The organism is Microcoleus sp. Pol7_B2 (assembly GCF_036701035.1).
GTDB lineage: Bacteria > Cyanobacteriota > Cyanobacteriia > Cyanobacteriales > Microcoleaceae > Microcoleus.
Genome location: NZ_JAUBQB010000051.1, coordinates 39,059 through 52,284 on the forward strand (window position 1 = coordinate 39,059; position 13,226 = coordinate 52,284).

Below are 13,226 nucleotides of genomic sequence, written 5' to 3' on the forward strand. Positions count from 1 at the left end.
AGCTTACAAATTAGAATTTTGCTTAGACCCTAAAGTCGATCGCCGATCGAGTTTTTCAGAATAACTTTGGGTGCCTCAAATGTTTCCGTTAAATAAATCTCGGCTGGGCAAATAAGCAGGTTTTTATCATTAAACATAAACTTTTATGGAATTCAAAAACCCAGTTTATTTAAAAAAAACGGGGTTTATCGGTATAATATTTTTGGGAAAGCTGGCGATCACTTTATATTCGGACTACGCCGAAAGCAGACGCTGCACTATGTGAACCAGTTGCTGAGGTTCAAAGGGTTTGCTAACGTAAGCGTCGGCGCCTAAATCAGTTCCCCAAGCTTTATCGATCTCGGTGTTTTTATGAGTACAAAATACTACGGGCAATTTGGCCGTTGCGCGATCGCCCCGCAATTCTCTGATCACTTCAAACCCGTTCATTCGTGGCATCACTACATCTAAAACGACCAAAGCCGGAGGAGTTTTGCGGATCATGGCGATCGCTTCTTCGCCGTCGCCTGCCCGGATCACATCCAGTCCGGCATCTTGAAGAATGCGACAGATGATTTCTAGTTCGGTCTTAACGTCGTCCACTACTAAAATTTTTGACATAATTCCACACTTCCTTGCTGTTGTTGACAGCGGACTACGTTTATTCAGAAGCTGGCGCGACCGGCGGCGATGGGACTATACCGCTTTGCGGACAAATTAATGTACTTCCAAATACAATATAGCCGATCGCATGGCTGAAGGTTAGCTGTCAGTGATTAAAAACGATAAAAATTTACTTTGCTAACGGAATCGGTCTGAATAAATTAATCGGTAAGTGGTAATTGATTATTGGTAATTCGCTGTGTTGAAACCAACAGCTATTATGAGAAAGAGCGACTGGGGTACCAAAGCGGGATTTTCTACGTACTTTTTTGAGATTTGTTCCCAATTGTCTAGTTCAGCGCATTGCCTAAGTCGTGCTGGTTAAGTTATTTCATTGGTTCAAATAACAGCCCTTGAAAAGTAGCTAGGGCGCAGTTAATACTGGTACAGATATAAAAATTTTAACTTAATATACAGCACTATATTGCTGAGTTGTCGCTATTATTGAATTAATAATTAATGCCCAAATTGAGGAAGGTAACAATGAAATTTAAATAATTTTATTGTCTGTAATTTATAATTTTGGGGGAAAATAAACTGACCGCGCTGCAGTCCCATTTTACCCAGTAGAGAAGTGTGGGTTTCACTAAAACTACTACCAGAAGGCGATCGCCATCCTTGAGCTTGATTGTGGACCCAGCCGAAAAGACTGCTGCAAGATGCGGTCAATCGATTTTAGGTTTTAGATTTTAGGTTTCAGAATTGAAGAAGCGCTCACACTGATAAATCCGGGGCGGGTGATGAGCAGTCGGAGCTTTTTTCTCGCTTCACGGATGAATCCGGGGGCCCCGGACGACATTGCTTGATTGTCAAATTACTCGGTGAGAGAGAGACGGCGATCGGCTATAATAAAGGGCTAGAGGAAAAGAACACCGAAAACCCGAAAATATGGTTGCCATCCAAAGAAATCTCAACATTGCCGCGCTAGAAGCAGAATACAGTCAAAAAACACCGCGAGACATTCTCAAATTTGCCCTAGAAAATTTTGACAATATCTCAATTTCTTTCAGCGGGGCTGAAGATGTAGTTCTGATCGATCTTGCCTCAAAAATTACCAAGAATTTCCGCGTTTTCACCCTAGACACCGGACGATTGCACTCGGAAACTTATCAATTTTTGGATCAAGTCAGAAAACATTACGGCATTAAATTAGAAGTAATGTTTCCCGATGCAGCAGAAGTACAAGCCCTAGTAGAAGAAAAGGGATTGTTTAGTTTTTATCAAGACGGTCACAAAGAATGCTGCGGCGTGCGGAAAGTCAAGCCGCTGCGCTGCAAACTGAATACTCTCGATGCTTGGATTACTGGTCAGCGGAAAGACCAAAGTCCCAGTACCCGCAACGGTATTCCGGTCATTGAAGTTGACACTGCATTCTCAACTCCTGACCATGAATTAATTAAATTCAACCCCTTAGCAAACTGGTCTTCAGCAGAGGTTTGGGAATACATTCGCGCTTTGGATGTGCCTTACAACAAGTTGCACGAACGGGGTTTTGTAAGTATTGGTTGCGAACCTTGTACGAAGCCGGTATTGCCGAACCAACACGAACGCGAAGGTCGCTGGTGGTGGGAAGAAGCGACCGTAAAAGAATGCGGTTTGCACGCTGGTAACGCACAAACATAGTAAATCAGTTAGTTGTAAGGTGCGCTAGGCTCACCAAACAAATAGTAGGGTGCGCTAGGCGCACCTTACCCAAGAATAAATGCACTTCACATAAATCGTAGCCGAAGAATTCGCAATTAAAATAAACACAAATTAAGCTGAGCTTGCCCTTAAACTTTGATATAATGATCGACATTCAGAATAAATGCTAGCCGAAAAATTCGCAATTAAAATAAACACAAATTAAGCTGAGCTTGCCCTTGAAATTTGATAGAATGATCAACATTCAGAAAAGTTTTTAAAGCAGGTACTATATGCTCGCCTCAACTAGCGAATTGCTGAACACGGCCTTGAGAAATGGTTATGCGATCGGCGCTTTTAACGTCTACAACCTCGAAGGAGTAAAAGCCGTCATCAATGCGGCCGAAGCGCTGCACAGCCCTGCTATACTGCAACTTCACCCCAGCGCCCTCCAATACGGACAATCGCCTTTAGTCGCGCTGTGCATCAAAGCGGCCCGCGAATCTTTAGTGCCGATCGCAGTACACTTAGATCACAGCACCTCAGAAAAAGACATTCACCTCGCCCTAGCCGCTGGCATCAAATCAACTATGGCAGACGGTTCTTTTTTGCCATACGAACAAAACTTAATATTTAGCCGGGAAATGACTAAATTATGCCACGCTAACGGTGCGGCAGTTGAAGCAGAAATCGGCAGAATTAGTGGCAGGGAAGAAGGTTTGACAATCGATGAGAAAGCCGCAAGGATGACCGATCCCGTAGCAGCAGTAGAGTTTATCAAAGAAACTAAGGTGGATTTTTTGGCTGTAACAATTGGTAACGTTCACGGCAAATATCTAAGCGAACCGAAACTCGATTTTCCGCGTCTGGCAAAAATCCGGGCTGCTGTTTCAGTGCCGTTAGTGATGCACGGTGCTAGCGGTTTGCCGGACTCAATGATTCATCAATGTATTAAATTCGGAGTATCTAAATTTAATGTGAATACGGAAGTTCGCGAAGCTTATATGGAGGTGTTAAAAAGTAGCATTTCTGAGGCACATCCGGATTTGTTGGAAATAATGGAAAAAGCTATCGATGCCATGCGATGGGTCATTTCTGACAAACTGCAACTTTTCGGTTCTGTCGGTAAAGCTTATTTGCATCACTCTGTCGATACGGAGGACTTGACCGCAAAGAGTACCAGCAACAAACAAACAAGTCGCAATCAATCAAGTTTGGATCAAATGTTAAAGCCTGTGTATAGTGAGGCCTTCAGTCTTATGTTGAAGTAAAAAAAAACTCCAGTCCTGACTGCGAACCAGTTTTTAGTCAGGACTTCAGTCCTCTCTAACTGTTTAAAAATTGATCGGGATCAATGCCAGATTCCCGCAGCCGCAGAATTAAAGACTGCAATTGAGCTTCCGTTTGTTGAGCCCTAGATTCTGCTGACTCGGCCCGCTGCCGTTGCTGTTCCGCTTCAGTCAGAATCCCCTTGCCATCAACATCATACCAGCGCAACCACAGTCGATCGATTTCCTGAAATTCGGCCACAAACCCAAGCCCAAACTTAGGTCAGCAATCCACACTCGCGACTAGGGCAATTCTAATTCTTGATAGTGTCCGCCCTTCAATTCAAACACTCGCAACCTGTTAGTATAGCGACTGAAAACTGCATAAACAGGAACCCGCAAAATTTGCTCGTAAACCTCCCATTTTCTAGGCGGTTTCTCCTTCGTCTCGGCCTCCAAAACTTGCCTGTTACCCGCAGCGTTTTCCGACTGAGGTGGCAACTTTTCCTCATCGGTATTGTCGCCTAAATCTTCTTTTTCTGTTCCCGGCGAAAGCAGTTCTACAATTACAAAAGGCTTCACGCCTTCGGGCCAAGTAACGTAACTCATCCGCAGTTCGGAGCGATCGTAAAGTCGGGGAACTCCCACAACTGCAAACCAATCCGGTCGCTTGTGCCACAGAGTGTGATTCACGTCATAATAAAGGTTCATGTCGGTGCCGCTAAATATCTCAGAAGCTGGATAATTCCGAGGTCGAAACGTCAGACTCAACAACTGCGGCTGCAAATCGTGAAATTCGTCCCGGAAACCAGGTTCCTCCGGGTCTTCGCTGGGTAAATCATACATTGTCGGCAGCGTTTCTCTGGGCGATCGCGGCGGATCGGTTTGCGACACAGGATATTTAAAAGGCAACATATAATATTGAGAAATGACTGCATTTATGCTAACATCATTTTAATACTTGCAGGACGAGCGCCCACACCCTGTAAAACGTTTATTTCAAACTTTTCTTCCTCTATTTGGTGAAGTAAATCTTACCTCTCAAATCTCAAATCGACTGAGCTGAAATTCTGCACTATGATCGACATTCCTCAACTGATTGCTCAAGAACTTTCCATTAATCTGTCTCAAGTCAATAATGCTCTGGAACTTTTCGCCGAGGGAGCAACTATTCCGTTTATTGCCCGCTACCGCAAAGAACGCACGGATTTGCTGAATGAAATTCAGTTGCGGGACATCTCCGATCGCTTCACGTATCTGACGGAAATTGAAGAGCGCAAAAAATCGATTTTAGAGACGATTAGCTCTCAGGGGAAACTCACGGAAGAGCTGCAAGCTAAAATCGAATCGTGTTTGCAAAAGAACGAACTCGAAGACCTTTATCTGCCTTACAAACCCAAGCGGCGGACGCGAGCCACAATTGCTAGGGAAAAAGGCTTGGAACCGCTGGCGAATTTTATCAAAGGTCTGAATTTACCGACGGCTAAACCAGCAGATTTTGAGGCGGAAGCATCTAAATATATTTCCGAAGAAAAGGGAGTGAAAACAGCAGAAGAAGCTCTCAAAGGTGCTGCGGATATTTTGGCGGAAGCGGTTTCTGAAAAAGCAGAATTGCGGGCTTATTTGCGAGAGTTTTTGATGAAAACAGGAGTTTTTGTCTCGAAAATTAAAGATGATTTCCCTGAAGGAAGCACTAAATTTGAAATGTACCGCAATTACCAAGTTGCAGCGAGAAGCGTTCAATCGCACAATATGTTAGCGCTGTTTCGGGGGGAAACGGAAGGGGTTTTAGATTTGGAACTGGCTTTTGATGAATCCGCAGTGATGGCTTATTTGGAAGCTCAGGAAATTAGAACTAGGATACCGGAAGTTAAAGAGTTTTATCGATCAACTTTGAAGGATGCCTTTAACCGACTGATGAAGACTTCGTTAATTACAGAAGTACGATCGCACAACAAAGCCGTCGCTGATATCGAGTCGATCGCCACTTTTGAAACCAACCTGCGCGAGTTGCTGCTGTCGGCGCCGGCGGGAATGAAACCGACACTGGCGATCGATCCGGGATTTCGCACGGGGTGCAAAGTTTCCGCCCTCGATGAAACCGGGCAATTTTTAGAATATCAAGCAATTTTTCCCCACCAAGCGGCCGCTCAGCGACAGCAAGCTGGTAAAATTGTCAAGCATTTAATTGAAAAATATAAAATTGAATTAATCGCGATCGGCAACGGTACAGCTTCCCGGGAAACAGACGAATTTGTTTCGGAAGTTTTGGCAGAAATTGACAGGAAACCGATTAAAGTCATGGTGAATGAATCCGGTGCATCGATTTATTCAGCAAGCGAAGTGGCGATCGCCGAATTTCCAGACCTCGACATCACCGTCCGCGGTGCAGTCAGCATCGGACGGCGCTTGCAAGACCCCCTCGCCGAACTCGTGAAAATCGACCCGAAATCAATAGGAGTCGGTCAATACCAGCACGACGTTGACCAAAAACTGCTCAAAAAGAAACTCGACGAAACAGTCGAAAGCTGCGTTAATTATGTGGGAGTTGATTTAAATACAGCTTCCAAAGAACTGCTGACATTTGTGTCAGGAATGACGGCAACAGTTGCCAAAAATATCGTCAATTACCGCAACGAAAACGGCGCATTTAAAAATCGCCGTCAACTTCTGAAAGTTCCCAAACTCGGGCCAAAAGCTTTTGAACAAGCAGCCGGGTTTCTCCGCATTCGCGGCGGCGAAAACCCCCTGGACAATACAGCAGTTCATCCCGAAAGTTATCCTGTCGTGCAAGCGATCGCCAAGGATTTAGACTTGCCGCTGACAGGAATAACACAAATATCGGAAAAAATCAAGACTGTAAATATCAAGAAATATGTCACTGAAAAAGTGGGTGAACCAACACTTCGAGACATTATTTCCGAACTAGAAAAACCGGGAAGAGACCCGCGCGCCGAGTTTAAATATGCCACTTTCCAAGCAGGAATCAAAGAAATCTCCGACTTGCAAGTTGGGATGGAATTAGAAGGCATAATCACGAATGTAGCTAACTTTGGAGCCTTTGTTGATGTGGGAGTGCACCAAGATGGTTTGGTTCACGTTTCTCAATTAGCCGATCGCTTTGTAGATGACCCCAAACAGATTGTTAAAGTCGGACAAGTTGTGAAAGTGCGGGTTTTGGAGGTGAATGAGAAGTTAAAGCGGGTTAGTTTGACAATGAAGCTGCAAGAAAAACCGCAACCGCAAAATGGCAATAGCGCGAGGCTTCCGGCCCAGCGCCGACGTTGAAACTTTGGGGAAAGGTGAAAAAGGACGATCGAACCGCGAAGACGCGTTCGGCGAAGCCGTTCCCGTAGGGGAGGACGCGAAGGAAGAGAACAGAAGAAGAAGCTGGTAATTGCTATTTTTTCTTGCTGGTTTTCCAAGTGCCGCCGTAGAAGTACAAAGGATTGTTTTCACTTACCGATTCCCAACATTTAAGAGATAAAAATACGAACTTGCTCAAAATGTTGGGTGCGATCGCTCTCTCTAGGTAAACTCAAGTTAAAAAAACAGAGACAGTTCTTCTCAAACCGCTTTGTCCGTAAATCCTGTTAATGGCAGATACAAGGTAGTCATTACACATCAGTAACAATCAATTAGGGTGCGTCAGCTAGGATTATTTTGATTTCCAACTAATAATCTAACAACTGACGCACCCCCGCAAAAAACTGTGGGTTAAATTAATACTTTCCGTGCCAATTAAAAATCTCAAACCTGACGCACGCTACCACAAGAGTAAACATTGACCATCAAGTGAAACTTGATAAAATGCTCAGTAACCAGGTGGGTGTTGCAAGCTACCAACCACTTTGTCAATCTCAGTCGCGATCGCCAACAACTCCATTTCGCACCACCGCTTACCAACAATTTGCATTCCAATCGGTAAACCATTTTGAGTTTGCCCAATTGGAATTACCACAGCAGGATGTCCGCTAAGATTAGAAGGCATGGTGTAAGCCCCGTTTGCCACTGAATAAGGATAGGATCTGCCATCAATGTCAACGGCACTCCAAGCGGGACGGTGAGTAAACGCAGCGGTTGCCGCAACTGGACAAAGCCATACATCCCACGGTTCTAATGCCTCATCTATATGGGCAGTGCAGCGATCGCGCTGTGTGAGTGCCTCGAAATATCCTTTCAAACTTGGATTCAATATCTCAGGTAGGAATCTGCTGAAATCTCCCAATTTTCGGAGTTCCTTGTCGCCTTGGGTTGCGGTGCGGAAGATTAACTCTAAACTACGACGCACGTTATATCTATCCTGCGGTTGAGCGTAGATAGTGAGGTACATTGACATCCGCCCGTAGAGATTCAATATTTTGGAAAGGTCAAAGTCTTTGGGAAGCCAGCGTTCGATTTGGACACCTGTGTCAGAGAGTTTTTGCACGATCGACTCCATAGCTGCTCGAATTTCAGAAGCAACCGGAACTTCGGCCCATTCAGCCGTCCAAGCGATTTTGAGATGCTGCAAAGGCTTGCCAGAGGGTCGATCGAGCGGCATCGGCGGGACATCGGGGCGTCGCAGATCCGCGCCTGCAATTAACGAAAAACAAAGCCGGATGTCTTCGATCGATCGAGCAAAACACCCAACGGTCATCATTTGCCGAATAGATAGTGGCATTCCCGGCACTTCAGGAATCTGCCCTGCTGTAGAAATACGGCGATCTGTCGGCTTTAAACCATATATGCCGCAGAAATGAGCGGGTTGACGCACCGAACCCCCGAAATCGTTGCCCAAATCTAACGGTGAAAGTCCTGCTGCGACAGCAGCGGCACTTCCTCCAGAACTGCCACCTGGTGTGTAGTCAAGATGCCAAGGATTATTCACCCGTGGAAACAGAGAATTTGTGCTTTGATAATCGGCAGCCAGTTCCGCCATGTTAGTTTTTCCCATGATGACAGCACCTGCTGCCCGCAATCTCGCAACAGCAGTTGCATCCTGTTGAGGCACATAATCTTTGAGGGGAATATAGCCTGCTGTGGTGCGGAGTCCGGCTGTTTCAAAAATGTCTTTAATCGTGATGGGAACCCCATGCAAAGCACCCCAGTTTTCTCCTCTGGCTAGGGCTTCATCCGCAAGTTTTGCTCTAGTACGGGCATTGTCTTCATCCAGCGTACAAATGGCGTTTAATTGCGAGTTGTGTTTGGCGATTTGAGTAAGGTAAGCGTCGAGAACTTCGACGGCAGAGACTTCGCGATCGCGAATCATTCGCGCTAGCTGATGGGCAGAGGCAAACGTCAAGCTACTCATAAGCAACAAACAGGTATTTCTCGATCGAGTTAATTATATTCACTTTTAGTTAATATAGTTAACTAACATCAAACGGCTTTGTCCCTAAATTCTGTTAATTGCAGAGACAAGGTAGATAAGGGAGATAAGCAACATAAGGATTTTAAGGAATTTAAGCCTTTTAAAATTCCACAAGCCGAATAAAAATATTTATTTTAAAAGACCGTATCTTCCCCGCACGAAAAATAAAAAAAATCAACAATGATTATATAAGTGAGGGAAAGAGCAAGTTCTGGTCGAATAAATCCGCCTATTAAAAGCTTAGTTCTCCTCAATAAAAAAAATGTGTAAATTGGAGAATCAAAAAATGTCTGTATTACATCGCATCAAATCCGGTACATCTGTTTTATTAACATTAGGAACCGTTGCCGCAACCGCAGCGCCGATGCTAGCTCCCGCGCCTTCTTTTGCTCAGACAGCTTTTTCGGATGTTAATAATAACTACTGGGCAAAAGATTTTATTCAAGATTTGTCAGAAAGAGGCATTATCAAAGGATTTCCCGATGGCAGTTTTCGCCCGGATGCACTGGTAACGCGGGCTGAATTCGCGGCAATGATCCGTTCTGTGAAAAAGGCAAAAACCCGCGCTGCTGTAAGGTTTGCCGATGTTCCGTCTAATTTTTGGGCAAGCGGGGCGATCGCCGAAGCTTACGAAATGGGATGGATGTCTGGCTATCCCGGCAATGTTTTCAGGCCGACACAGCAGATTCCTCGCGTTCAAGTAGTAGTCGCTTTAAATAACGGAATGGGCTATGAGCCTATGTGCGATTTTCAAGATGTTCTCAGTTACTATAGCGATGCGGGTGAAATTCAAAGTTATGCTGTCAAAAGCGTGGCTGCTGCTACTGAAAAACAGTTGGTTGTCAGCTATCCCAGTCCTAAATCTCTCAAACCCAACAAGTCAGCAACGCGAGCTGAAGTAGCTGCTTTTATCTATCAAACATTAGTGAGTACCAATCAAGCAAGAGCAATTAATTCTCCTTACATTGCTAAGATTGATGTTAGCGAGTCGGTTGCTGTGCAAATTCCTAGGGGGGTGACTATCCCAATCGAATATGCAAAAGGCAAGATTTTGCTCGGCCCCAATGACAAGTCTCCGATTACGCTGACTGTTGCTTCGGATATCACGGGCAATAATGGCCAAGTGCTGATACCGGAAGGCTCGAAAATTAGTGGCGAATTGCGATCGACTGCTTCGGGCGTTCAGTTTGTGGCTCAAGAATTAAGTATACTCAACGGCAGCAGAGTGCCTCTCAATGCCACTTCGCAACTGATTACTAGGAAAGAAACTGTTACCAAGGGCGTTAATGTTGGTAATCTGGTTAAGAATACGGCGTTGGGTGCAGCAGCAGCGGCGGCGATCGCAGGTGTTACGGGCGATCGGGCGATCGCGACTGAAGAGGTGCTCGGCGGTGCGGGAATTGGGACTTTGATCGGAGTATTTTTGGGTCGAGATAAAGTCGATTTGTATGCTGTTAATCCTGACACCGATTTAGATTTGCTTCTGAATTCCGATTTGGTAGTTGGTACTGCCAGCACAGACATTTGTAGCGCTCGATAGAGCCAATACTTGGAAATTTCCTCAAACCCCTCGCCTTGCAGGAGAGGGGCTTTAATTTGTGTATTTCACTTCCCTACAGGTGCATCTAATCAAATAATTAGCCAGGGATTTTTTTAGTGTGAATTTCTACGGACATCCCAAACTGTCTCGGGTAGACACTCCCGTCACGGGATTGACACCATCTGCTTTCTCGCACAGGATACTCACTTGATAAGCGTCGATAATCGCGTCAGTAAAATCAGCCCCGGAAATTGCAGCATCAAAAAACCGAGTTCGAGTCATGATTGCCTCGGAAAAATTAGCATTTGTCAAATTAGCGCCGTCGAATGTAACTCTATCTGCCAAAGCACCGGAGAGGTTAGCACCTGACAAGTTGGCATTCAGCAAAACTCCCTTAGTCAAAATTGCATTAGTTAAATCAGCACCTTGAAAATTTGTTCCCCGCATTTCAGCAGCGACAAATGTTCCCCCCGCTAAATCCGAGTTGGAAAAATCGCGATCGGACAAATTAATATTTGTGTAATTAATACTTGTTTTCGGCAGGGCAAATGCCGGAGTAGCACTCAGCAGCACCCACCCCAAAGCCAACACTAAACTTAAAAGCAGGCTCAGGAAAATTCGGAAGACTCTTTTCACAGATATTGGACTCATGGTAATTGACTAATGACTAATGACTAATTAAAATCGTTTTACCCAATCTTCGCCGACGCGAAGCGTCAAGTCAGAATTGATTTCACCGGTAGAAGAGGCTTCAATTTTACCGCCGCCTAGCTCTTTTCGCAGTAAATTCGCTGCCTCTAAATCGCCTTGCTGAACAATAATTTGACTTTGACGCTGCTTCTCTGGCGAATCCTGCACTACAGATACATTAAAAAAGCCCTTTTTTGTGAGAAAGTCAGCAACATTTTTTGCGGTTGTCGGTTTGTTAGAAGCGTTTTGGACAGCTATTTTGAGGTTTCTGGGCAAAACAGACTCGGTTGGGTTGCGAAATCGTCCTTGGGCAAAATCCGGCACCCCCGGGTTTAAATATTGTGTCATAATGCGCTCGAGCCCCATCGCATCTACAATCCAATAACTCCTCAAATCGGCTTGTTCTGAACTAGAACTTCCCGGCAACATTACCATTTTAAAATTCTCTCGCTCCAATTGCAAACCGAAATTTGCCAGCGTCAATATTTCCTCATAATTTAGGTTTGTATCCACATATTTTTGCATCAATCGAACAATTTGTGGCAAGCGCACCAATACTGATGGACTTGCGAGGCGATCGCGAATAGCTTGAATTAAAGATTGCTGCCGCTGAATGCGGCCGATATCTCCTAAACCGTCGTTGCGAAATCTAGCAAATTGTTCTGCTTGTTCTCCGTTGAGAGTTTGCCATCCCTTAGCTAAGTTTATTTTTAACTTTTGGGCGGTATCTGTATAGGACATTGGTCGAGGTACAAATACCTCAACTCCGCCTAACAAATCCACTAATTCCCGAAACGCACTGCTGCTGACTCGCACGTATCGTTCAATTTTCGTATTGTTCAGCATACTGCTAACCAATCGCGTCGCCAAAGCTGCTCCTCCTCTAGCATTGGCTTCGCTAATTTTGCTGAAGGCAATTCCGGGAACTTCGACTTTAGTATCTCGTGGAACAGAAAGCAAACTAATAGATTTATCTCTAGGATCGAGGTGTAATAAGAGTATTGTATCGCTGCGACCGTTAAATATCTTAGGGCCATTGGCTGCAGCTTCCGGCACGCGGTCAATTCCCAATATCAAGATATTAACGGGCCGCGAAAGGCGGTATCCAGAGCGGTTGGAGGATAGATAGTCAAAGCCAGTCGCCTCTAATACTCTATTGATAATTGGCGGTTCCACGGGAGCTAACAGGGCAGTAATTGCTCCCATTGTGGCTGAGATGGCGGCTGTGAAAACTAAGAAAAATAGCCCCACTATATATAGGAAGAATTTAGGCTTTTTTCGAGATGTTTTATCGACTCGTTCAACAAAGTTTCTTTTAAAAATTGACAAGTTTTTCATTGACTTGCTGTTGGTTATTGCAGTTTTTCAGCTTTGCAGTAAAACTTGGGCGGTGCTTCGGGAAAGTATTTGAACATAGCCGGACACAGCCAGCCTTCGAGATTTTTCGATTCCCACCGATACCAGTTACCGCCGTATTCTGCTTTCAACCACAGCATTTCTGCTTGATATCCGGGAAATGGATTGGCTGAAAATAAAAGTCGGAAACCTTGAGCGGCATTGGGAATGTCTGCGACAAGCGCGTTAATCATTTCGGGGACGCCCTGAACAAATGGTTCTCGGACAAGTCCGACTCGCTCGTCGTCAAAAACCCAGGTGTACTGTTCGCGATAGGGGTAAATTACCATCATGGCATTGGACATGGTATTCGCCTCTTTTCATTTCCTTTGTTTTGTTTGCAAAAATGCAAGTGTGGATACATTATATTCTGTTGCGCGGAAGTTGTGCGCTATCCGCTTTGACCAGCCTGTTTTAACTTAGGAATTTTTCCGGGTTATTTAAAAATTTTATTCGGTTTGGGCGGATGGGCGAAGTTGAGGGCGATGGGGTTTTAGAGCAATTTTTTTTTGAGTTTTTTATTTGAGGTAAATAGTAGCAAAATTAAAGAGGAATAAAGGTGATTCCTTGCAGGATTTTTACTCTTATTCTGCCTATTTGTATAACCCTTACTACGTTTATAGTAAGGACGAATAGTCCATTGGTAACAAGTTAGAAAGGAGTAGATTTTGTCAATACCTCTTTCTGCAGAAATATTATGGAACAATAATGATAA

General features: G+C 44.6%; 9 protein-coding genes and 1 pseudogene. 4 read left to right on the plus strand and 6 right to left on the minus strand.

Annotated features, from left to right (window positions below):
• Positions 1-234 precede the first annotated feature (234 nt).
• Entirely contained in the window at positions 235-600 is a 366-nt protein-coding gene (locus QUA57_RS18790; protein ID WP_333062848.1) for a response regulator, read from the minus strand.
• Positions 601-1,530: 930 nt separating this feature from the next.
• Here QUA57_RS18790 and QUA57_RS18795 point away from each other — a divergent pair.
• Both QUA57_RS18795 and QUA57_RS18800 read left to right on the plus strand, forming a co-directional pair.
• Positions 1,531-2,265: a phosphoadenylyl-sulfate reductase gene (locus tag QUA57_RS18795; protein WP_333062847.1), complete on the plus strand. Its 735-nt coding sequence runs from the start codon at positions 1,531-1,533 to the stop codon at positions 2,263-2,265.
• A gap of 293 nt (positions 2,266-2,558) precedes the next feature.
• The gene (locus QUA57_RS18800; RefSeq protein WP_333062846.1) at positions 2,559-3,536 is read left to right on the plus strand and encodes a class II fructose-bisphosphate aldolase; all 978 of its coding nucleotides are present in this window, start codon (positions 2,559-2,561) and stop codon (positions 3,534-3,536) included.
• A gap of 55 nt (positions 3,537-3,591) precedes the next feature.
• On the opposite strand, the pseudogene QUA57_RS18805 reads toward QUA57_RS18800, so the two are convergent.
• A pseudogene (locus tag QUA57_RS18805) lies at positions 3,592-4,448 on the minus strand (Uma2 family endonuclease).
• A gap of 162 nt (positions 4,449-4,610) precedes the next feature.
• Here QUA57_RS18805 and QUA57_RS18810 point away from each other — a divergent pair.
• Positions 4,611-6,821, plus strand: coding sequence for a Tex family protein (locus tag QUA57_RS18810; protein WP_333062844.1), 2,211 nt, complete (start codon positions 4,611-4,613; stop codon positions 6,819-6,821).
• A gap of 526 nt (positions 6,822-7,347) precedes the next feature.
• On the opposite strand, the gene QUA57_RS18815 is transcribed toward QUA57_RS18810, so the two are convergent.
• Positions 7,348-8,826, minus strand: a complete 1,479-nt coding sequence (locus tag QUA57_RS18815; RefSeq protein WP_333062842.1) for an amidase — start codon at positions 8,824-8,826, stop codon at positions 7,348-7,350.
• A gap of 346 nt (positions 8,827-9,172) precedes the next feature.
• Here QUA57_RS18815 and QUA57_RS18820 point away from each other — a divergent pair, with 346 nt between their 5' ends.
• Positions 9,173-10,426 carry an S-layer homology domain-containing protein gene (locus tag QUA57_RS18820; RefSeq protein ID WP_333062841.1) on the plus strand — a complete coding sequence of 418 codons (1,254 nt, stop codon included), beginning with the start codon at positions 9,173-9,175 and terminating at the stop codon, positions 10,424-10,426.
• 126 nt (positions 10,427-10,552) lie between these two features.
• Here QUA57_RS18820 and QUA57_RS18825 read toward each other — a convergent pair whose 3' ends face one another.
• The 3 genes from QUA57_RS18825 to QUA57_RS18835 form a co-directional block, all read right to left on the minus strand.
• Positions 10,553-11,077 carry a pentapeptide repeat-containing protein gene (locus QUA57_RS18825; protein ID WP_333062839.1) on the minus strand — a complete coding sequence of 175 codons (525 nt, stop codon included), beginning with the start codon at positions 11,075-11,077 and terminating at the stop codon, positions 10,553-10,555.
• Positions 11,078-11,104: 27 nt separating this feature from the next.
• Positions 11,105-12,322, minus strand: coding sequence for an LCP family protein (locus QUA57_RS18830; RefSeq protein ID WP_333062838.1), 1,218 nt, complete (start codon positions 12,320-12,322; stop codon positions 11,105-11,107).
• 146 nt (positions 12,323-12,468) lie between these two features.
• Positions 12,469-12,816 (minus strand): DUF6717 family protein, encoded by a 348-nt coding sequence (locus QUA57_RS18835; protein ID WP_015175132.1) that lies wholly within the window; start codon positions 12,814-12,816, stop codon positions 12,469-12,471.
• Positions 12,817-13,226: the final 410 nt, after the last annotated feature.

Bases quoted from the DNA above. Each gene is read 5' to 3' on its own strand.
- QUA57_RS18790 (WP_333062848.1), bottom strand. From the start codon at position 600: ATGTCAAAAATTTTAGTAGTGGACGACGTTAAGACCGAACTAGAAATC.
- QUA57_RS18795 (WP_333062847.1), top strand. From the start codon at position 1,531: ATGGTTGCCATCCAAAGAAATCTCAACATTGCCGCGCTAGAAGCAGAA.
- QUA57_RS18800 (WP_333062846.1), top strand. From the start codon at position 2,559: ATGCTCGCCTCAACTAGCGAATTGCTGAACACGGCCTTGAGAAATGGT.
- QUA57_RS18810 (WP_333062844.1), top strand. From the start codon at position 4,611: ATGATCGACATTCCTCAACTGATTGCTCAAGAACTTTCCATTAATCTG.
- QUA57_RS18815 (WP_333062842.1), bottom strand. From the start codon at position 8,826: ATGAGTAGCTTGACGTTTGCCTCTGCCCATCAGCTAGCGCGAATGATT.
- QUA57_RS18820 (WP_333062841.1), top strand. From the start codon at position 9,173: ATGTCTGTATTACATCGCATCAAATCCGGTACATCTGTTTTATTAACA.
- QUA57_RS18825 (WP_333062839.1), bottom strand. From the start codon at position 11,077: ATGAGTCCAATATCTGTGAAAAGAGTCTTCCGAATTTTCCTGAGCCTG.
- QUA57_RS18830 (WP_333062838.1), bottom strand. From the start codon at position 12,322: ATGGGAGCAATTACTGCCCTGTTAGCTCCCGTGGAACCGCCAATTATC.
- QUA57_RS18835 (WP_015175132.1), bottom strand. From the start codon at position 12,816: ATGTCCAATGCCATGATGGTAATTTACCCCTATCGCGAACAGTACACC.